Source organism: Pelatocladus sp. BLCC-F211 (assembly GCF_041928655.1).
Classification (GTDB): domain Bacteria; phylum Cyanobacteriota; class Cyanobacteriia; order Cyanobacteriales; family Nostocaceae; genus Pelatocladus.
On record NZ_JBHFLM010000246.1, the window covers coordinates 67,793 to 89,176 of the forward strand.

The window sequence follows — 21,384 nt, forward strand, 5'->3', positions numbered from 1 at the left end:
TTACTACCTACCAAATAGCGATAAAGTTTCGACTCTCAGCCACCAGCTACAGCCGGAACAATACTCACTTCATCGCCATCTTTTAAAGATGTTTTTGTTCCTTCTAAAAAGCGAATATCTTCGCTGTTGACGTATAAATTCAAAAACCGTCGCGGTTCTCCTCCCTCATCACATAAGCGTGATTTAATACCAGGAAAAGCTTGCTCTAGAGATTCAAAAAGTTCCGCTACTGTATTAGCGTTGCAATCTAAAGTAGCTTGATTTTCGGTAAATTTTTGTAGAGCAGTAGGAACTAATACTTTTACAGACATCTTGAATTGTTGATTGTTAGTTGTTAGTTGTTAGTTGTTAGTTGTTAGTTGTTAGTTCTTAAGCACTATTCACTACCCACTAACCACTAACTTTTTCTTAAACTAGAACTTGTTGCCATTCTAGGCGTTCAAGTGTACGAGAACGCTCAAGAGCTTGTTCAAAACTATCGAGCTTCGCTTCTATTGTCAGAGGTTCACCAATGTAGCCCTGCACTGCTTCTTGGGTTTTTAAGCCATTTCCAGTGATGTAGACCACGGTGGTTTCATCTGGATCAATTTTGCCAGCTTCTACTAATTTTTTGAGTACAGCAACGGTTGTACCACCGGCGGTTTCGGTAAAAATACCTTCAGTTTCCGCTAGTAACTTGATGCCTTCGATAATTTCAGCATCAGTTACAGATTCAATGCTACCACCTGTTTTCTTAGCAATTTCGACAGCGTAAATACCATCTGCTGGATTGCCGATCGCGATCGATTTAGCAATTGTATTTGGTTTCACTGGCTGAATAAAATCGCGGTCTTCTCTAAAGGCTTGAGCAATCGGTGAACAACCTTCGGCTTGAGCGCCACTGAATTTAACTGGCTTACCTTCTACTAAACCAACTTCTACAAATTCGTTGAAGCCTTTATAGATTTTTGTAAATAGCGAACCTGAAGCCAAAGGTGCAACGATGTGATCAGGTAGTTCCCATCCTAGTTGTTCTGCAACTTCAAAGCCCAGAGTTTTGGAGCCTTCGGAGTAGTAAGGACGCAAATTAATATTGACAAAACCCCAACCGTGTGTATTAGCAACTTCCGAGCAGAGACGGTTGACCTGATCATAATTACCTTTAACAGCCATTAAGGTAGGGCTGTAGATGAGGCTACCCAAAACCTTACCGGCTTCTAAGTCAGAGGGGATGAAGACACAACAATCTAAACCAGCATGAGCTGCGATCGCAGCTGTAGAATTTGCTAAATTACCAGTGCTAGCACAAGAAACCGTCGTAAAACCCAACTCTCGCGCCCGTGTCAAGGCAACTGATACTACCCTATCTTTGAAACTGAGGGTAGGCATATTCACAGCATCATTTTTAATGTAAAGCTTATTCAAACCCAAGCGACGTGCCAAGCGTTGGGAACGCACCAAGGGAGTCATACCAGTACCGACATCAATCGGATTCTCACTAGCCACAGGCAAAAACTTGCGATAGCGCCACATCGAATTTGGCCCCGCTTGAATTGATTCACGGGTGACAGTTTGACGAAGGGTGCTGTAGTCGTAACCGACTTCTAAAGGCCCAAAACAGAACTCACACACATGATTGGCTTTGAGTTCATATTCCGCACCACATTCTTTACATTTCAAAGCTTTGAAAGCGGTGGCTGATTTTTGGGTGTCAATTGCCTGAGTCATAAACTAGCTTCTCCCTGGATGTCCCTCAACTGTCGTTTGATGCTATCACGAGTAAAAATACCAGTCAAACATACCCGATATTTTTTGTCGGGATTAATAAATCTAAAAATATTGCAAAAATTGCATACCTTTAATGTTGTCTATCTTTTCAAAATCGCGGTTTATTTTGTATATTTTCAAACCGTTTACATATTCTTCCCAATAAAATTCATTGTTTTTACTGATGATGTAATTTTGTGTCAAAAGTTACTGTAGTTAACATGACTTCAACCTGCCAACAATCTATCTTGAGATAGATTAGCTGGATAAGAATTTGGTCATAAAAAGTCTCTACTCAAGCAAAAGCTAAATTATGAGGTGTATATAAGACAAAGTATGAACACTCAAAAGCAGGAATGTGTTGGTATTTTTTTTTAGCAACCGACGTTTGGTTTCTGAGTTCCGACACAATCTATTTTGTATTTATTTATACAACTTAACACTTAAAAGCTAGGTAGTTAATAGACTTTTTTGTCGGGTTGAAGCTGAATTACCAAGTTAATCTGCGGGTATCTTACCAACGATAGGAAAATTTGGAAAAAATCCTGTGTTTTTACACAGGATTAATTTTGAATGTAAATTAAGCAGCATAAAATATGTCACAGATTAATCATTTTGTCAAGAAAGCACCAAGAGTCTATCGTTCCTTGGTAGTAACCGCATTGCTTGCCAATGGCATTTTCCAATTTATTGCCCCTGTATTAGCAGAAGGCACAACAGCGGGTCAATCAATTAGCAACACGGCAACTGCAACCTACGAAGATCCTAATAATCCAGGTACGACCATCAACAGTACTTCTAATACGGTTGTTGTCACCGTAGCAGAGGTCGCTGGTATAACTGTTACAGCCTCTGGTATTACAGATAGTACATCAGCAACGCCTGTATCAGTCAATGATATTCTGTACTACAACTACACAGTAACTAACGTTGGTAACGACCCCACCAAATTCCGTGTTCCCAACTTGGCACGTGTCACAGGCCCTGCAACTGCGGGTAACTTGGAATACAGCATTGATGGCGGTACAGACTGGACATCAATTAGTGGTGGTGAATACGTTACAGATTCCATCCCTGTCGGCGGTTCAATCTTGGTACGTGTGCCGGTCACTGTACAACCTGGCGCTCAAACCAATGATGTGATTAACGTGACCCTTGGTGATACCCCTGGTGATGCTCAGAACCAACTGCGAGATCCCAATGGTGGTGACGTTTACACCATAGATAACGCCGACGGATCAGTTACAGGGGAAGTTGCTGGCGCACCTGTGAACGGTGTACGTGAAGCCAGTGTTACTCAAAAAGCAACCGTAAACTCTTCTCTGAAGAACTACGCCTTGGCTACAATTCTCAAAACCCGTAGCGACTATGACAATGCTGGTACTCCAGTCATTACCGATGACACACTTAGCTACGACATGAGTTTGAGGGTAGAGTTAAACGACCCAACCGGTAATAATATTACTCCTGCACCACTTGTTGGTACAGCAATTAATGGTTTGACTGGCCCGCGCATTTTAGTTTCCGATGCAATTCCTAATGGTACAGAACTAGCAGCTATACCGACTCCACCACCTGGTTGGCAAGTAGTTTATACAATAGCTCCAGTCAGTATTAATGCTAACGACGCGACTTGGCAACCCTTGACAGTCGGTACTAACCTTTCTACAGTTACCCGCGTCGGTTTTGTCAACAACCCTGCTGTAGTTACTTCTATTGCTCCCGGTCAAACAGTTAGCGGATTCTCGATAGACGTAAAAGTTAAATCAACTGCAACTTCACCATTAACAGTCAACAACATTGCTCAGTTGTTTGGTCAAACCTCTGGCGGTACAACCCTAGTTTACGACGAATCCGGGGACCAAAATCCCAGCAACTACGACGGTCGGACAATTCCTCCAGGTTCAACAGATACCAATAATGATGGTGTTCCTGATACAAATCCGACAGTGGCTGACGGTTATATTAATGACCTCACTGATCAGAACAACACTGGTACTGATCCTGGTAATAACAACAGTGGTAGTGGCCTTGGTGGTGAAGCAAACACCTTCACAGTACAAACGCCTCTTGCTTCTGATGTACTCAATGGGCCAGAACGTGTTCCAGATGCTATTGGTCCGACTAGCAATAACGATGACTTCAGCAACAAATCTTCCTTTGTACCTCCAACTCAAGCTCCAGGTTCAACCCTTGATCCATCAGCTGTAGCCTTTACTAACACAGTTCAAAATAGTGGTACTAATCCAAATAGTATCTCTCTAGTTCCCACATCGCCAACTAATCCTGGTGATTTACCTGCCAATACGCTAGTAACGATTACTTACGGATCTGAGTCAAAATCCTATGTGTGGGATGGTACGCAATTTTTGTTTGATACAGACCGCAACCCCACCACAACCGGCGACCAATCATCAATCGATGCAACCTCTAAGTACATCACTATTCCTAACGTTGCACCAGGTACAAATGTGAACTACGGTGTTGAGGTTAATCTACCTCCAGGAACTGCTCTTTCTACCGATATTAATAAAGGTTTCCCTGTTCCTGTCACCGCCTTCGTTGATGATGCTACTGCTGGTTTAGGTTCTGAACCACAGAATACCACTATCGATCGCGTCTACACTGGTTTCTTGAAACTAGTCAAAGAATCACGTGTACTACCAGGAACTGGTCCAGCTGTTCAAGGTAACGATGGTACTTTCAGCAGCGACCCGAAAAAACCTGCACCAGGAAACATAATTGAGTACCAAATTACCTACAGAAATATTTCGGAAGCTCAAGCTGGCACAGGTAACATACTCTTGAGAGCTGACAAAGTTGTAATTACTGAAGATGGCACAGCTGGTGGTAACAACTGGGCGTTAGACAATGATATTAGCGGTCAAATCGATACTAGTAACATTGTCGGATCAGCTAAAGATTCTGGCGCTGCAACCATCAATTTCTACAACGGTAATCCAGCAACCAACTCTGGTATTGATCAAACTGGCACAACAGTAGACACCGACGTTACCAAGTACGTGAATACCGTCACAGGTAATGTTGCACCGGGTGAGTCTAGAACATTCACATTCCGACGCAAGGTGAATTAGTCCGTTCGTAGTGAGCGCTTCAGCGCTCAATTAAGCGCTAAAGCGCTCACTACAAACAAGAAAGCAAATTTTTGAACAGGTTTATCAATATGAAGCGTTTTGCAATGGCGAGTATGGGAGCAGTAGCACTGATTGTTACACTTCCATTTGTTAATCAAATTCCCGTACTCACAAATATCTGGCATTCTGATGCTGCTTTTGCTCAAAATACCCAAGCTAAAAGCCAAGTACAGTTGCGCCTAGAAGCAGAAAAGAAGATATTAGGACAGCAAGTGCAGGGTAAGCAAAAAGAAAGCTGGCAAGCATTGCAAGGTAAAGCGGTAGTGCAACCAGGAGATGTACTGCGCTACACAGTCACTGGTGTCAATAATGCCAATAAAGCATTAAAAAATCTCGTGATCAATCAGCCGATTCCTAAAGGAATGATCTATGTGCTGAATTCTGCCACTGTGAATGCTAACACTGGTGCCAAGATTACTTACAGCATTGACAACGGACGCAGCTTTGTAGAAAAGCCAACGGTACAAGTCAAGCTTCCCAATGGCAAAGTCGAAACTCGTCCTGCACCTGCAATAGCTTACACCCACATTCGTTGGAATTTTGGCACATCCGTTGCAGCCAAGGCCCAAATCAAAGGAACTTATCAAGTGCAGGTGCGGTGAGTTGGGGATCGGGGATTGGGGAAGGTAGGGGTCCCCTTTGGGGATAAGGGGCAGGTGGGGCCCCCTCTGGGGATAAGGGGCAACGGGGATTGGGGATTGGGGATCGGGGATCGGACATTGGTTTTTTTCTCCGCGTCTAGTGCGTCTCCCTGCTAAGAGCTTCCTTGTCCCCCTTGTCCTTTTCCCTTGTCTCTCTAGTTTCTAAAAGTTTCACAGGAGAAAATTTAGTGCGCCGTCAAAGTTCGCGATGCCAGAATTATGCCACGAGTAGCTGGTTTAGGCGGATAGCGGCAACGTTTGTGGTGACAAGTGTATTGCAGAGTTCGATGTCTGCGATCGCTCAAGTTGAGAATAGCAAGCCGTTGACCAACTTTATAAATCAAGCTACTTATACTTATACAGATTCTAGTAATAATCTTAAATATCAAGGAACTTCCCGTCAGATTCAGGCTGCTCCCACTCCATTAGTTGACCCACTGGGACGAATTTTAGGATGTGGTGGCAATATTTTACCTGATTACACGGGCTTTTCTGTTGCTGTTTATGAATCTGACCCTAGTGACCCCACAGGAACAGAATTAGGAAGATTGTTACCCCTAACTCGCACAGAGTTACCTGATGCTCCTAACAATAATATTCCTGGTGGATTAAAACCAAATATTGAGAATAATAACCCCTATTTCCTAACTAATACAGAACCATTAGGTGCTTATAACTTCCTGCTCGATCCGAATTTGGGTCAAACAGATCCTGGTAGAACCTATATTTTTGTAATCAATCCACCACCTAATTCGATTTATAAACAGCGCCGGATCAAGATTCAAATCCTCCAAAGCACTGGTACAGAGAACAATGATGTTGTTCGGTATGTTGCTACATCCCTGGATGGTCAACCGATTACACTTACAGGTCAAACCCAAACTGAATCAACGGTTGCCTTAGTTGCTAATGCGGAACTCCAAGGACTAGATTTATTAGCTTTTGAATTTACTACGAATATGTGTCAGCCACAACAGGTGCAGATTGTCAAAACAGGCGATCGCGCTACGGCTGAACCAGGAGATACAGTTATCTATCGCCTCTCAGTCAGAAATTCCGCTGATGCTGCTTTGGATAGTGTGGTTGTCACTGATACTTTACCCTTGGGTTTCAAATTTTTACCTAAATCCGTTCGGGGTGAAATCGATGGTCAATCTGTCACCGTCACAGCAGACCGCAATGGCTCCAACGTGATTTTCCGGACAAATACTGTAGTTCCATCGGATAAAGTATTAAATATTGCCTATGCTGCCCAACTCACTCCAGATTCAGTACGGGGTTCGGGACGCAATTTAGCCAGTGTCACGGCTCAAAGAGCAGATAACCGTTTCATTACTAAAGACGGGCCAGCCAGCCACCAGTTACAAATTAGACCAGGAATTGTATCAGACTGCGGCACAATTATTGGTCGAGTGTTTGTAGATAAAAACTTTGATGGCGAACAGCAGCCAGGTGAACCCGGAGTTCCCAATGCAGTGATTTTCATGGAAGATGGCAACCGTATTACTACTGACCCTAACGGGGTATTCTCTGTAGTAAATGTTTTACCAGGCAACCATACAGGTGTTCTCGACCTCAGCAGCCTCTCTGGTTACACCTTAGCACCCAATCTCAAATTTAAAGAACGTAACAGCCAATCCCGCCTAGTACGTTTAGAACCCAGTGGTATGGCACGTATGAACTTCGCAGTCACCCCCACATCTGGTGAGGAGGTCAAGAAATGAATCTAGGTAGAAGGGAGTTACTTCAGTCTCAACATTTGAACGCAAATACTTTGAGACTATTGGGGGCGATCGCAGGGGCTGTAAGTCTAGCATTGTATCCCATCGTAGCCAAGGCAGAACACACCAACGTCATCCAAGATGCACCTCAGCAAGAAGACGCGGAGAAGGGAAGACGCGGTGACACGGGGAAGTTTTTTGAACTCAAACCAACTTTATCTGAGGATGCTATTGATTTATCTTTGGAGGACAAGTTATCCGTCCTACCAGATAACCCAACTACAACATCATCAGCAATACAGCCATTCCAACCAGCAGCCAATATCAAGTTACCCAAAAGTCTGCAAAAAGTAGCACAAAACACATCTTCTTCACCGACTCCCTTTACCTCTGTAAAAGTCCTCACCCCCAGCCCTGATACTGTAGTCGATATACCAGCAACCACGGTCATATTGCAATTTCCCGTGGATGCAAAAGTGGAATTACGTGTGAATGGGGATTTGGTAGATCCATCCTTGGTGGGACGGACAGAAAGTGACGCCAATACTAACTTGGTAACGCAGACATGGTATGGTGTTTCCTTAAAAGATGGAGCTAATACTATCACTACCCAAGTGGTAGGTTCTAGTGAAGCGCCTGTTAGTGTGCAGGTAGTGGTAAGAGGCGCACCCATAGAATTGAAGTTGGAAACCGTCGAGGCTAGGATTCCGGCGGATGGACGTTCCACAGCGACAGTGAAAGGGGAACTCCGGGATGAAAATGGGAATCGCTCCAACCGCGATGGAGTTGTGACTCTGATACCCACTGCTGGTGAGTTTGTTGGTAAAGATTTTAAACCTGATGAACCCGGATTCCAAGTAGAGGCAAAGAAAGGACAATTTAGCGCTACTCTCAAATCAAGTTTGAATGCTCAAACTGTCAGAATTCGAGCGATCGCCAATGATTTAGAAGCCTATACGCAACTGCAATTTGAAACAGCTTTACGTCCGAGCTTGGTAACTGGGGTAGTAGATGTACGTTTGGGTGCGAGGGGTACAGATTACTACAGCAGTTTTCGTGATTTTCTCCCACCGAATAAAGACAATAGTACTCAATTAAATGTGCGTTCGTCAGTCTTTGCGACTGGGGCGATTGGAGAATGGTTATTCACTGGTGCTTACAACAGTTTCCGTAACTTGAATGAAGATTGCAACTGTGATAACAGAGTGTTTCGTAGTTTTCAATTCAACGACCAAAACTATCCCGTCTACGGTGACAGTTCTAAGACAGAAGTAATCACTCCTTCTACTGATAGCGTCTATGCACGGTTAGAGCGATCGCCCAAAATACCTGGTGCTGAACCCGATTATTTCATGTGGGGCGACTACACTACTCAGGAATTTGCCCGTTCATCTCAGCAATTTACCTCAGTCACACGTCAATTGCATGGCTTCAAAGCTAACTATAGTCTGGGAAATCTACAATTCACTGGTTTATATGCCAATAACGTTGAAGCCTTTCAACGCGATACTATTGCTCCTGATGGTACGAGTGGTTACTATTTCCTCTCGCGCAGATTATTAGTTCCAGGTAGTGAAAATATTGCGATTGAGTCGGAAGAACTGAACCGTCCTGGTACTGTGTTAGAACGTAAACAACTCAATCGCGGTCTTGATTACGAAATTGACTATGATCGCGGTACTATCTTATTCCGGGAACCGATTCAACGTACTGACTTAGATGAGAATGGACAGGTTTTAGTCCGGCGTATTGTCGTTACTTACCAATATAAAGGTAGTGGTTCCGATAGTAATATTTACGCTGGTCGCCTGCAATACAACTTTGACCACACCCTCAACAAAGAAAGTTGGATCGGAACGACTTACTTCCAACAAGATCAGGGGATGCGTGACTTTGAACTCTACGGTGCAGATGCACAGATTGCTTTGGGTTCAAGAGGAAAATTGATTGCAGAATACGCGCGTTCCACAAATAGTTCTGATCTTTCAGGAAAGGTGAGCGGTTCGGCTTACCGGATTGAAGCCGAAGGAGAAATTTTCCCCGGTTTACGAGGGCGCAGCTACTACCGTTCCACAGATGCAGGTTTTGCTAACGATGCTACAACTAGCTTTGTTCCTGGTCAAACTCGCTACGGGGCGCAATTTACAGGAAAAATTTCGCCTACAACTAATTTACGGTTCCAATACGACCACGAAGATAATTTTGGGACTGCACCCCAACCACTAGATACTTTTGAGGAGTTATTTGCACCGCGCACACAAGCTGTTCCTGGGAGCAAAGTTGATAATTCTCTGACAACAATTTCTGCGGGTATTCAACAGCGATTTGGTAAAGCAACTGTGGATGTAGACTGGATACATCGCGACAGAGAAGACCGCTTGTGTGTAGAGACGTTGCAATGCAACGTCTCTACAACATCCGATCAATTGCGATCGCAACTGCAAATCCCGATTACCAATAAGCTTACTTTCCAAGCACTCAATGAACTGACTTTATCTTCAGAAACCGATACTGTTTATCCAGACCGGACAGGTTTTGGCTTAAATTGGGCTGTCTTACCTGGTGTGAATGTCAACTTGGCGCAACAGTTTTTTACTCGTGGTCAATATGACGATAACTCTATTACTAGTTTGAGCGTTAACGGTCAACATAAACTTGGTACAGATACGACTCTCACCGGTCGCTACACAATTTTGGGTGGAGCTAATGAACTGACTACCCAAGGAGCAATTGGATTAAATAACCGTTGGACGATCGCCCCTGGCTTAAAACTCAATCTTGCTTACGAACACATATTTGGCAACTTTTTCGGACGCACTGGAACAGGACAACAATTTTCCCAACCCTTCGCTGTCGGTCAAAGCGGTTACTCGGTGGGATTAGGTAGCGGTGATAGTTACAGCATTGGACTGGAATACACCAATAACCCAAATTTCCAAGCCAGCGCCCGTTTTGAGCATCGCAGTTCTTCGAGTGGTTCCAATACCGTAATTACCGCAGGTGCAACAGGGAAAATATCACCTGAACTTACTGCCTTGGTGCGTTATCAACAAGCCAACTCTAGCAATCAAAAACTAACAGGATTGGGGGATACAGCCAGCCTGAAATTAGGTTTAGCCTATCGTGACCCTAAAAACGATAAGTTTAACGCCTTGCTGCGTTATGAATATCGCAAAAATCCCGCCGTGATTCCTGACACTGTTCTGTTGGGAAGTGGTACAGGTTCCGAAGACCATACCTTTGCTGTGGAAGCTATCTACGCTCCGAATTGGCAATGGGAATTTTATGGTAAGTATGCTCTACGTAATAGTACTTCTTATTTAGCAGATGATTTAGTTGGAACTAGCACAGTTAACTTAGGGCAATTACGGGCTACCTATCGCTTGGGATACAGCATGGATTTGGTGGGTGAAGCGCGGTTAATTAGTCAAAGTGATTACACGGAAACAGGCTTTGTTGTTGAAGCAGGTTACTATTTCACACCTAATTTACGCCTGTCTGCTGGTTATTCTTTTGGTAAAGTTGATGACCGTGATTTTTCAGGAACCCGTTCCGCAGGTGGGCTGTATCTGGGTTTGACGGTGAAGTTGAACGAATTATTTGATGGTTTTGGATTGCAAAAAGTCCCGCCACGCCAGCAGCAAGAATCTACTAAGACCTTGGTGCAGAAATTGAAGAGGGCGACAACGGGGGTACAAAAAACCGAGATATGAAATTTCCCATCAAATGTAGAGACGTAGCAATGCTACGTCTCTACACATCGGGGTAACGGATTTGGAATTTGAACCATGACGCAACCAAAATTTCAGGGTAAATACAGAATCGAATCGACCCGTTTATCAAATCGCAATTATGCCGCCAACGGCTCGTATTTCATTACCATTTGTACACGCGATCGCATCCATTTCTTTGGCGATGTTATTGCAGGTGAGGTGCAATTTTCTCCAATTGGCGAAATTGCACAACGTTTTTGGATAGACATTCCCAAGCATTTTGATGACACCTACATTGATACCTACGTCATTATGCCCAATCACGTACACGGCATTGTTGTTATCGACCATCCCAAAAATGTAGAGACGTTGCACTGCAACGTCTCTACACAAAATGATGCACCATGCGACATTATCCAACGTCAATTCATGTCTGACATATCCCCTAAACCAGGTTCGTTAGGTGCGATCGCGCGCTCGTACAAATCTGCTGTCACCCGTAGGTGTCGGGAAAACGGTCATAACCATTTTGCTTGGCAATCACGATTCTACGACCACATCATTCGCGCTGATGGTTCTTTAGACCGCATTCGGGAATACATCATCAACAACCCCACCAAATGGGAAGAAGACAAAAATAACCCTGCAAATTTATGGATGTAATACCCAAACCCCCAAATGTAGAGACGCGAAATTTCGCGTCTCTACATCAATGTGATATAAAACCGTAATTTTACGTATAAATAAAACCCCTATGGATGGGAATTATATCTATGCTATGCAGTAAATTCACTTTACACAAAAACTACAAAATCAATAATTTTATACATATCACTAAGATTATTTAACGACTCTACACAAAATCATCAACTATTCAAACTGTTAATAATATGCCCAAGCTATCTATTTTCAATCTGAAGCGAAATCAACGTCATTGGCTACGCAACCTTCTGATTGCTCTCGGCACAATTCCAGTGGGTGTTTTAATTCCCGACGCTGCTCATGCTCTGAATTCGGGGTCGGTTTCCATCCAAATGGTAACAGATGACCAGTTGGTAGTTGACAGTAACTATTGCTCTACAAATCAAGGTCCACGAGCTGGGTATGTCGGCTTTAAGATTACCAATAATTCCGGGAGTACACTTAATGCCCTTCAGACAGACCTTTCAGGTTTAACCAATGGTTTCAGCTTGGCAGGTGGACAAACAGTAGGTCAATATATTGGTACCTTAGCCCCTGGTGCTAGCAGGACTGTATATTGGTATACGCAATATGCAATTCCTTGTTCGTTTTCTCCCCAAACCAGCGTTTTAACTGTAACGGTTAAGGATGCTAATCCTGGGACGGTCACTGGTACAGGAACAATCAAAACAGAATCTTACATTAGTGCTAATGCTGGTGGTCAGGTAATGTCTTCGGTTTTGGGGCCTGGGTATGTTGCTGGTCAGCTAATTCCCTATGATGTAGAGTACGAATTCGGAGGTGCAAACGCAGGCGATCGTTATAATCTCCAACCTACCGGGAATTTAACCTATGATGCTTCCTGTTTTCAACTGGAACGTTCGGAAATATTATCTTCTACTGCTACAGCTGTTCCTGTGGGAGCAGTCGATCAGCTCTTTTTTACAGCCAGTGCGAGACAACCGGGTTCTGGGTACTTAGTGAAAGTCCGCTACCAAATACGTTATCTGTGTGGTGGAGTTAGCACAACAGCAAGACCATACGCTGCTCAAACTAGTGGTGCTAATAACAAAAAGTACACTGGAAACTACGAGAGCCAATTAGCAACTTCTTTCCCAGCAGGTACTAGCGCCTTTAGCGTTACTAAAACAGCTTCATCGACAAATCTGCCCAATGGCGGTAATGTCACCTACACCGTTACGATTTCCAACACGAGCAACTTTGATGCACGAGTTGATAAAATCACTGACATTCTACCAGGGGGCGTTACCTTTGGTGGCATTGCAGGAGGCAGTAATATCACAGCAGCGAACTCCAGCATTATACCTGCAACTGGAGCAACAGGTTCTATTCAATGGGTAGGACAACCACCGAATTACTATACTATTCCTGCAAATAGTTCCATCAAGCTGATTTATACTGCCAATGTACCCAATATTCAGGGAAATTATAAAAACTCGGTAACTACTACTACAGGACAATCAACAACCCCAGCAGCACAAGCAACGGTTAGTGTGGGTGTTTTAGCTGCTAACCTTACTGTTACTAAAACCACCAACACCCCCAATGTCACTGCTGGAGGAACTGGAAATTATACCATCACTATCACTAACGCCGCTGGCGCAGGTACAGCCACCAATGTCAATATCTCTGATGCACTCCCTAGTGGATTTACTTATGCGTCTACGGGTTCAGTAACCCTCAATGGAGGTGCAACCCAAACTACAGTCACTAATCCTACGCCTGGAGCTACAAACCCCAGTTGGGGGACATTCTCTATCCCTGCTGGGGGAAGCGTGACAATTCCCTTCACTGTTAACATCGGCTCAAGTGTAAGCGCAGGAACTTATCAAAACCCTGCTACTGCAACCTATACTGATCCCTCTGGTAGTAGTGGCACTGCAAATTATAACTCCGCTTCCAGCACAGGCGAAGATGTCACCGTAGCATCATTTCCTGACCTGACGATTATTAAATCAGATGGCGGTAACAACTTCACCGCAGGAAGCACAGGAAATTACAGCATCACGGTCAACAACACAGGTACAGCAGCGACCTCTGGAACGATAACCTTCACCGACACCTTACCCACAGGATTGAGTGTATCCAACGGTGCTGTAAGTTTAACTGGTACAAATGCAGCCAACTGGACTTGTAGTGCTTCTAATAACACGATTACTTGTACCAGCAACACAGTTATTGCAGCAAGTGGTAGTAGTAGCTTCAACTTTAACGTCAATGTTGCGAGTAATGCACCAAGTTCTGTTACCAATACTGCATCCGTATCTGGTGGTGGTGAACCTGTTGCCAATAATGGTAATAATACGGGTAGTGATACAACTACGATTACTGTTCCATCTTTCCCTGACCTGACGATTATTAAATCTGACAACAATAATAATTTTGTTCAAGGAAGCACAGGAAGTTACAACATTACAGTTAACAACACAGGTACAGCAGCGACCTCTGGAACGATAACCTTCACCGACACCTTACCCACAGGATTGAGTGTACCCAACGGTGCTGTAAGTTTAACTGGTACAAATGCAGCCAACTGGACTTGTAGTGCTTCTAATAACACGATTACTTGTACCAGCAACACAGTTATTGCAGCAAGTGGTAGTAGTAGCTTCAACTTCAACGTCAATGTTGCGAGTAATGCACCAAGTTCTGTTACCAATACTGCATCCGTATCTGGTGGTGGTGAACCTGTTGCCAATAATGGTAATAATACGGGTAGTGATACAACTACGATTATTTCATCTGCTGCTAGTAACCCGAATGTACTGTTGGTGAAACGCATCACCGCCATTAACGAGTTATCTTTTACCGATTTCATCGACGGTGTAAATAACAGCAATTCTCCTAACTATGTACCAACACCTCGTGATACCGATGATAACAACTCCAATTGGCAGAATAATTACTTACAAGGTCGAATTAACGGTGGCACAGTTCGTCCTAACGATGAAATAGAATACACTATTTACTTCCTCTCCGCAGGTGATGCAACTGCACCCAAAGTTTTGATGTGCGATCGCGTCCCTAATAATGTCAGCTTCATCCCCACCACCTTTAATAGTTTCCCTACCAAAAACAGCACTGGCTTAGAAAAGGCTGATCGGGGGATTCTCTGGCAGTATAACGGTAATACCGAATCTCTTAGCAATATCAAAGATGGAGATGTCGCGCAATACTTCCCTCCTGGCGAAGATCCAACAGATGTTTATCCTACTGTTGACTGTGGTGGTGCTAATACCAATGGTGCAATAGTTGTGAACTTAGGGGATTTACCTAATGCTACCGCTATCGGTACACCCACTGATTCCTATGGTTTCATTCGCTTTCGGGGACGGGTGAAATAAAGTTAAAGGGCGCATAGCTATGCACCCTTTCAAATATGTGTTACATTATTTTTTACATACAAAATAGAAACAAGGAGAGGCATAAACTAAGTTTAAAGACTTTGTTATATAAACTCTCCTTGGTTTTCAGGCTAACGCTCTTACTGTATATCTCTCTTTATTTGTATACGCATACACATAAAAAAAACACAGTAATTTTACTGAGTTTTATGCTAAATAGATTAAGAAAGCTTGATGGAATTTTCTCAAAATTATTAGGAATAATATTACGCAAAACTACACGTGAAAATTAAAATTTCGGGTATTATTTGCGTATATCCCGAATGATTCGGGTAAAATCTAGTCTTTACTGACAGCAAGGACAATCTTCTCCACAGTCAGGACTATTTTTTCACTGGTGCAGGGTTGAGTAATTACCGTAAATTAATGTTTATGTAGCCAATCTAGTAAAAGGTGATTCGTCTTTTCAGGTTGTTCAAGCATAAACCAGTGTCCTGCTTCTTCGACTCTTTCATATCGCCATTCTCCTGCTACATATTTGCTTGATTCTTTGATTTGCGCTTCCCAGAGAAAATCATCTTGATCACTCCAGATAGCAAAAGTCGGAACAGACACCTGTTGTGGTTCTGGTAATTTATCCTGTAGAAAAGCAAGCAAAATTTCTGGAAGTGGATTTGCTTGTTCTAATTTTTGCATGGCTTCGAGTACGCCAGGTTTTAAAGCAAATTCTACAATTTTTTCCCTGTCTGGGTGAGTACGCAGGACTTCACGCAACAAACGACCATTGCTAGCACGATAAAGCTGAGGTGCAATCTTATGAATATTCAAAAAGTAAATCCATTCATAGCGCAGAATATCAAAAGATAAATCTACTAAACAAGCCAAGTGACCAACGGACATAGTTACAAAAGTCTTTAAACGAGTTGAGTAGACTGTTGCAATCTCCCAGCCGATCACAGCACCATAATCATGGGCAACTAAATGAACTTTGTTTAAATTAAGATTATCGAGTAGGGAAATAATATCATTGGCTAGAGCAGAAATCGTATACCGTTGAAGATGTTGGGGTTGATCACTGAGTCCATAACCAAGCAAGTCTGGACAGATAACGCGATAACCAGCATTCACCAAAGCAGAAACTTGATTTCGCCATAAATTACTGTCATCAGGCCAACCGTGCAGTAATAATACACATTCTTGACCCGAACCTAAATCTTGTAAAGAGTAGCGATCGCCTTTTATTTCTATAGTTTTTGTTCTCAGAGTCTCGTACATGAGTTTTGATGTTGAATATTCCACGTCAAACACCCTCAACATTACCTAGAATCAGAGTCTATAGTCGTTCACATTCTTGCTATTGGGAGCATATTTTTGCTAATAGTTCCGAAATTTTTTAGGAGACATTCCAACTAAACGCTGAAAATGACGACTGAGATGACTTTGATGAGCAAAACCACAGATAATTGCTACATCTGCAATACTAAAATCCGATTGTTGAAGCAACTGCTTTGCAAGTTCTACTCGCCTATAAATTACATACTGATGCGGCGTCATTTGTAACGACTGTTTGAACAGGCGACAAAAATAATAACAACTAATTCCGACTGTATTTGCCAAGTCTGCTAATTTAATATCTTCACTTAAATTTGCTTCGATGTAATCTATAACTTGCTTGAGTTTATATTTTGGTAATCCATCAGAATATTCAGGAAAACAATATTTTGATACCGAGAAGTTTTTAATTAAATGTACTGCTAAAGCTGTACCAAAAGACTCACCATATAATCTTCCTGCTGGACATCCAGATTTTAAATCAGCTTTCAGAGCATTCACGACATTTTGAATTAGTGGATCAAAAATATTCCATTTAGGTACAAATTCAATTTGTCGGCTATCTAATATTTCATCAGCAATTTTTTCAAAAAACGGAGATTTAAATGTCAGAATAGTAAAAGATATTGTTTCTTTCCAAGATGTCCAATGACTGGTGTGAGCAGGACACAAAGTAATTTCACCAGCACCCATTCGATATGACAAATGATTCCCACCCATACGACGTTCATGATGCGTCCACGAATTGACATCCATAATTTCTAGCGTCAACTGTTGCATCGTATGTTCACAAGTTTCTGAACCAGGATGTTGATAATGAGCGAGAAAAATGTTGTTCCAGTTTGCTTTTTGGCTAGTCAATAATGGTGGATGATAGAGAACTTGATTCAAGTCCTCCAAATTTGTCATATCTAAATTTGGTGACGTGGATTTAGGCATAGAGATTGTGATTTAATTTAACGTAAGTTTGATGAATTTACTTTAATCCCTCTCCAAATCCCTTCCCAAAACGGAGAAAAGCTTAAAAAACTATAAAAATTTCACCACTAGGCATTAAAATCTGCATTCTTTCAAGTCAGGAAGGAATTTAAAGAATATTAATCTAAGTTTTGATTTTATTTTTTGAGGTACAAACTCATGCTAGACTACTCAAACTTAGAGTTGGGAAAGTTCGGTGAGATCCCGGTACTGTGCCGCAGCTGTAATCCGATTGGAAATTGTTAGTAGTTAGTCAAATAACCAGCAAACAACAACTAATTCGGTTAGTCAGAACGCCAATTTCTAAGGGTGTCGCCAAGACGCATTGTTTCTCTGCTCCCTGCGCTGCACAGGGAAGGAGCCTTAGAGGTGTATTTATCGTCAATTTCTGTCCCTTGTCCTGGTATTTTTTACAGCACGTCCGCGCGAGACGGTACTCTATCACGCATCCGTATCCCTGGAGGGATTGTTACTATTGGACAATTTCGGATTGTCGCTGATTTAGCTGAGAAATTTGCTGCGAGTTATGTCAATATTACTAATCGTGCTAACTTCCAAATTCGTGAAGTTCACACACAAATAAATCCTGAAGTTTTGCACCAACTGCGAGAAGCTGGTTTAGCTTCGCCGATTCCGGGTGTTGATCATCTACGTAATATTATGGGTAGCCCAACAGCCGGGATTGATGCAGAAGAATTGATTGATACGCGATCGCTCATTCGCGCATTAGATAATTACATCACCACCCATGCTGAACTTGCGCCTTTGTCACCAAAATTCAGCATTGCAGTTGACGGTGGAAGTGCGCTAAAAGTGTGCGATCGCCCCAATGATATTGTCTTCAGTGCTGTTGAAATCAGTACACAGATATACTTTCATCTCAAACTGAATTTAGGTGAATCATTTCTAAATACAGGTATATTACTGCAACCCCAAGCATGTGTAGACGTAGTAGGTGCGATCGCCAAAGTCTATTTGCAGTATTCTGCACTAGAGCCAGAAAAGGTTACGGGCTATCGTAAATCCCGTAAACTTCGTTTATTTGAAGTTCTACACAACTTGGGTAGAGAAAGATTTCTCCAAGAAGTAGAAAGTCATCTTCCCCACTCCTTGCAACAACTTCCCAATATCCGCACTTCTCAAGTCATACAACCATACCTAACTCGCTATCTCCATCTTGGTGTTCACCCCCAAAGACAACAAGAACTTTCCTACATTGGTGTTGTACTACCACTCGGTAAATTAGAAACATGGCAAATGCACGGTTTAGCAGACATCGCCCAAGGTTACGGTATTGGTACACTTAGGCTCACACCCTGGCAGAATCTTCTGTTAACAGATATTCCTGATCAATATATTCACGAAGTCAAGAGCAAAATAGAACACTTAGATTTGCATTGGTCGCCAACCAAAATACACAGTGCTTTTGTTGCGTGTGCTGGTAGTACAGGATGTGCATCCTCAGCAACAGATACCAAAAATCATGCCTTAAAGGTAGCTGAGTATTTAGATCAACGCATCACCCTAAATCAACCTGTCAATATTCACTTTACAGGATGTCCAAAGTCTTGCGCCCAACACAACAACGCCGATATCACTCTCTTGGGTATCAGTGAAGAAAAGTATCACGTATATGCTGGAGATAGTGACAATGAAAGCAAATTTGGGCAAGAACTTTATCAGTCTGTAGCTTTTGCAGAATTACCCTCATTATTAGAAAAAATTCTTCAAGTTTACACTGCAAAACGTCTAACTCGCCACGAATCATTGGGAGAATTCGCCAACCGATATAGTATTACAGAGTTGCAAGATATGGTTGAGGAGGAGAGGGGGGACACGGGAGACAAGGGGGACACGGGGAGCCACTGCGCCCTTACGGGTTAAGAGCGTTGTAGCACGTGGCGTGGACAAGGAGGACAAGGGGACAAAACAATCTAAAATCCAAAATCTAAAATCGAATGACTATTGACTATATTCGAGATGGGAATGAAATATATCGCAAATCCTTTGCCATGATTCGGTCGGAGGCAAATTTATCTATGCTGGCGCCGGATGTAGCGAAGGTAGCAGTGCGTCTGATTCATGCTTGCGGGATGACTGATATTGTAGATGATTTAGTAGCTTCGCCTACTGCTGTCTTATCTGGACGTACAGCAATAGCAGCAGGCGCACCGATTTTGTGTGATTGTCGCATGGTGGCTGAAGGAATTACCCGTAAGCGCCTACCAGCAGATAATCCGGTGATTTGCACTCTGAATCATCCCGATGTACCAGAACTTGCCCAAAAACTGGAAAATACTCGTTCTGCTGCGGCTTTAGAGTTGTGGCGATCGCACTTAGAAGGATCTGTGGTAACGATTGGTAATGCACCTACTGTTTTATTTCGACTACTGGAAATGCTGGATGAAGGCGCACCCAAACCCGCGTTGATTTTGGGTTTTCCGGTTGGATTTGTGGGGGCCGCAGAGTCAAAAGCAGCACTTGCAGCCGATAGCCGTGGTGTGCCATTTATGACATTAAATGGACGCCGGGGAGGAAGTGCGATCGCAGCTGCCGCAGTTAATGCCTTAGCAACGGAGAAGGAATAATGAAAGGTCGTCTTTATGGTGTCGGTGTTGGGCCTGGAGATCCAGAACTATTGACTCTCAAGGCATTGCGCCTACTAAAATCTTGTCCAGTGGTTGCCTATCAATCAGCAGAAGATAGAGAAAGTATTGCTAGGGGTATTGTGGCTGAATATCTCCCAGGGAACCAAATTGAGGTGGAGTATCATCTTCCCCGCGCCCTCGATCCCTACGAAGCACAACCAATTTACGACCAAGTTGTTATTCCTATTGCCGAACATCTCGCGGCTGGACGGGATGTTGTAGTTTTGTGTGAAGGTGATCCGTTATTTTACGGCTCATTTATGTATGTATTTACACGATTATCTGATCAGTTTGAAACAGAAGTTGTACCAGGAGTTTCCTCACCAATGGGGTGTGCTTCTGCATTGACAGTACCCCTGAGTTATCGCAACGATGTTTTTAGCGTCTTACCAGCCACCTTACCAGCCGAAACCTTGAAAGCACAATTGTTAAACGCTGATGCAGCAGCAATTATTAAACTGCGGCGACATTTTGCGAAAGTGCGCGATGTGTTGGATCACTTAGGAATGGGATCACGGGCGCGTTACATTGAAAGAGGTACGATGGTAAATCAAAAAATTATCTCTCTTGATGAAGTAGATCCCGTTCAAGTACCTTATTTTTCGATGATTTTGGTGCCAAGTCAAAGTCGATTATAGATAATACGGTTCAGTTAAGAAGAAATGTAGGTTGGGTTGAGCGCAAGCGAAACCCAACAAAGCCTTGATAATGTTGGGTTTCGTTCCTCAACCCAACCTACTACTCTGTCAAGTTTGAATTGAGGGATAAAGAAACGAACCACATAGACGCGTCAGCGGCTTCCCGCAGGGTAGGGCGCAAAGAACGCGAAGTAAAGAGAAAAAGAAGAAAATAAAAAATTGGTTTATCTATCAAAATCACCTTGACAGAGTACTACGCTAGTTTTAGTTTTTAGCCTTAACTGAACCGTATTGGATTATAGATAATACGATTAGTGCTAAAAAAGCGATCGCATCGGATATAAAAAATAGCGATCGCTTAAATTTTAACTAGTGGTGAGACTAAACTCCTGATGATTAATTGAGTGTTCTGGATCACGATAGTGTGAATCTAGCCAACAACGCGGTAAAGACTCACCAGAGGGAAAACTCATCTCCAATTTTGTGTATGAATCAGGTTCTTGTAATTCTTCCCCTGCGTGTGTCACCCCCATTACTTCTTGAATACAGGGGTTGAAGAGTCGGTCTAGAGTCAAAATCTCGACTAGAGTTCCTGAGGGTTTATGCATCAAGAACATAGTAATTCTCCTATGTCAAGAGCTACTAAATATATACTAGACCGAATTCAGTCCTAAAACTAATTTACGCAATAGTTTGCAAAATTAATACATAATCTAATTTTTATAACTTTAGCTTGGTTTTGTCTGCTTACTACGAACTGCACAAT

The 21,384-nt window shown here is 42.8% G+C and carries 14 protein-coding genes and 1 riboswitch; of the genes, 9 read left to right on the top strand and 5 right to left on the bottom strand.

Annotation, left to right across the window (positions count from 1 at the left end; translation table 11 throughout):
- Nucleotides 1-35: 35 nt before the first annotated feature.
- Both ACE1AT_RS29705 and thrC read right to left on the bottom strand, forming a co-directional pair.
- Nucleotides 36-311, bottom strand: coding sequence for a MoaD/ThiS family protein (locus ACE1AT_RS29705; RefSeq protein ID WP_374874734.1), 276 nt, complete (start codon nucleotides 309-311; stop codon nucleotides 36-38).
- A gap of 97 nt (nucleotides 312-408) precedes the next feature.
- Nucleotides 409-1,707, bottom strand: coding sequence for a threonine synthase (thrC, locus tag ACE1AT_RS29710; RefSeq protein WP_374874735.1), 1,299 nt, complete (start codon nucleotides 1,705-1,707; stop codon nucleotides 409-411).
- A 635-nt stretch (nucleotides 1,708-2,342) separates the two neighbouring features.
- Between thrC and ACE1AT_RS29715 the strand changes: the two genes are divergently transcribed.
- The 6 genes from ACE1AT_RS29715 to ACE1AT_RS29740 all read left to right on the top strand — a co-directional run bounded on the left by ACE1AT_RS29715 (nucleotide 2,343) and on the right by ACE1AT_RS29740 (nucleotide 15,022).
- Complete coding sequence (locus ACE1AT_RS29715) at nucleotides 2,343-4,841, top strand: hypothetical protein (protein ID WP_374874736.1); 2,499 nt, start codon at nucleotides 2,343-2,345, stop codon at nucleotides 4,839-4,841.
- An 89-nt stretch (nucleotides 4,842-4,930) separates the two neighbouring features.
- Nucleotides 4,931-5,503 (top strand): hypothetical protein, encoded by a 573-nt coding sequence (locus ACE1AT_RS29720; RefSeq protein WP_374874737.1) that lies wholly within the window; start codon nucleotides 4,931-4,933, stop codon nucleotides 5,501-5,503.
- A 227-nt stretch (nucleotides 5,504-5,730) separates the two neighbouring features.
- A complete protein-coding gene (locus ACE1AT_RS29725; RefSeq protein WP_374874738.1) occupies nucleotides 5,731-7,266 on the top strand; it encodes a hypothetical protein in 1,536 nt (511 codons plus the stop codon).
- On the top strand, nucleotides 7,263-10,976 hold the full coding sequence (locus ACE1AT_RS29730; RefSeq protein ID WP_374874739.1) for a TonB-dependent receptor: 3,714 nt from the start codon (nucleotides 7,263-7,265) through the stop codon (nucleotides 10,974-10,976). The genes ACE1AT_RS29725 and ACE1AT_RS29730 overlap by 4 nt, the downstream gene beginning before the upstream one ends.
- Nucleotides 10,977-11,051: 75 nt before the next feature.
- Nucleotides 11,052-11,639: a transposase gene (locus ACE1AT_RS29735; protein WP_374874740.1), complete on the top strand. Its 588-nt coding sequence runs from the start codon at nucleotides 11,052-11,054 to the stop codon at nucleotides 11,637-11,639.
- Nucleotides 11,640-11,866: 227 nt separating this feature from the next.
- A complete protein-coding gene (locus ACE1AT_RS29740; protein ID WP_374874741.1) occupies nucleotides 11,867-15,022 on the top strand; it encodes a hypothetical protein in 3,156 nt (1,051 codons plus the stop codon).
- 423 nt (nucleotides 15,023-15,445) lie between these two features.
- On the opposite strand, the gene ACE1AT_RS29745 is transcribed toward ACE1AT_RS29740, so the two are convergent.
- Together ACE1AT_RS29745 and ACE1AT_RS29750 are read right to left on the bottom strand one after the other, a co-directional pair.
- Entirely contained in the window at nucleotides 15,446-16,297 is an 852-nt protein-coding gene (locus ACE1AT_RS29745; protein ID WP_374874742.1) for an alpha/beta fold hydrolase, read from the bottom strand.
- 99 nt (nucleotides 16,298-16,396) lie between these two features.
- Nucleotides 16,397-17,293, bottom strand: a complete 897-nt coding sequence (locus ACE1AT_RS29750) for a helix-turn-helix transcriptional regulator (RefSeq protein ID WP_374874743.1) — start codon at nucleotides 17,291-17,293, stop codon at nucleotides 16,397-16,399.
- A 169-nt stretch (nucleotides 17,294-17,462) separates the two neighbouring features.
- Nucleotides 17,463-17,652: riboswitch (cobalamin riboswitch) on the top strand.
- A gap of 49 nt (nucleotides 17,653-17,701) precedes the next feature.
- Here ACE1AT_RS29750 and cobG point away from each other — a divergent pair.
- The 3 genes from cobG to ACE1AT_RS29765 all read left to right on the top strand — a co-directional run bounded on the left by cobG (nucleotide 17,702) and on the right by ACE1AT_RS29765 (nucleotide 20,618).
- Nucleotides 17,702-19,216: a precorrin-3B synthase gene (gene cobG, locus ACE1AT_RS29755; RefSeq protein WP_374874769.1), complete on the top strand. Its 1,515-nt coding sequence runs from the start codon at nucleotides 17,702-17,704 to the stop codon at nucleotides 19,214-19,216.
- 74 nt (nucleotides 19,217-19,290) lie between these two features.
- Nucleotides 19,291-19,920 carry a precorrin-8X methylmutase gene (locus ACE1AT_RS29760; protein ID WP_374874744.1) on the top strand — a complete coding sequence of 210 codons (630 nt, stop codon included), beginning with the start codon at nucleotides 19,291-19,293 and terminating at the stop codon, nucleotides 19,918-19,920.
- Nucleotides 19,920-20,618, top strand: a complete 699-nt coding sequence (locus tag ACE1AT_RS29765) for a precorrin-2 C(20)-methyltransferase (protein ID WP_374874745.1) — start codon at nucleotides 19,920-19,922, stop codon at nucleotides 20,616-20,618. The genes ACE1AT_RS29760 and ACE1AT_RS29765 overlap by 1 nt, the downstream gene beginning before the upstream one ends.
- A 365-nt stretch (nucleotides 20,619-20,983) precedes the next feature.
- Here ACE1AT_RS29765 and ACE1AT_RS29770 read toward each other — a convergent pair whose 3' ends face one another.
- A complete protein-coding gene (locus tag ACE1AT_RS29770) occupies nucleotides 20,984-21,235 on the bottom strand; it encodes an acetyltransferase (RefSeq protein ID WP_374874746.1) in 252 nt (83 codons plus the stop codon).
- Between the last annotated feature and the right edge of the window lie 149 nt (nucleotides 21,236-21,384).

What these genes read in the sequence shown, in the direction of transcription:
- ACE1AT_RS29705 (WP_374874734.1), bottom strand. Translation starts at nt 311, where the DNA reads ATGTCTGTAAAAGTATTAGTTCCTACTGCTCTACAAAAATTTACCGAA.
- thrC (WP_374874735.1), bottom strand. Translation starts at nt 1,707, where the DNA reads ATGACTCAGGCAATTGACACCCAAAAATCAGCCACCGCTTTCAAAGCT.
- ACE1AT_RS29715 (WP_374874736.1), top strand. Translation starts at nt 2,343, where the DNA reads ATGTCACAGATTAATCATTTTGTCAAGAAAGCACCAAGAGTCTATCGT.
- ACE1AT_RS29720 (WP_374874737.1), top strand. Translation starts at nt 4,931, where the DNA reads ATGAAGCGTTTTGCAATGGCGAGTATGGGAGCAGTAGCACTGATTGTT.
- ACE1AT_RS29730 (WP_374874739.1), top strand. Translation starts at nt 7,263, where the DNA reads ATGAATCTAGGTAGAAGGGAGTTACTTCAGTCTCAACATTTGAACGCA.
- ACE1AT_RS29735 (WP_374874740.1), top strand. Translation starts at nt 11,052, where the DNA reads ATGACGCAACCAAAATTTCAGGGTAAATACAGAATCGAATCGACCCGT.
- ACE1AT_RS29740 (WP_374874741.1), top strand. Translation starts at nt 11,867, where the DNA reads ATGCCCAAGCTATCTATTTTCAATCTGAAGCGAAATCAACGTCATTGG.
- ACE1AT_RS29745 (WP_374874742.1), bottom strand. Translation starts at nt 16,297, where the DNA reads ATGTACGAGACTCTGAGAACAAAAACTATAGAAATAAAAGGCGATCGC.
- ACE1AT_RS29750 (WP_374874743.1), bottom strand. Translation starts at nt 17,293, where the DNA reads ATGCCTAAATCCACGTCACCAAATTTAGATATGACAAATTTGGAGGAC.
- ACE1AT_RS29760 (WP_374874744.1), top strand. Translation starts at nt 19,291, where the DNA reads ATGACTATTGACTATATTCGAGATGGGAATGAAATATATCGCAAATCC.
- ACE1AT_RS29765 (WP_374874745.1), top strand. Translation starts at nt 19,920, where the DNA reads ATGAAAGGTCGTCTTTATGGTGTCGGTGTTGGGCCTGGAGATCCAGAA.
- ACE1AT_RS29770 (WP_374874746.1), bottom strand. Translation starts at nt 21,235, where the DNA reads ATGTTCTTGATGCATAAACCCTCAGGAACTCTAGTCGAGATTTTGACT.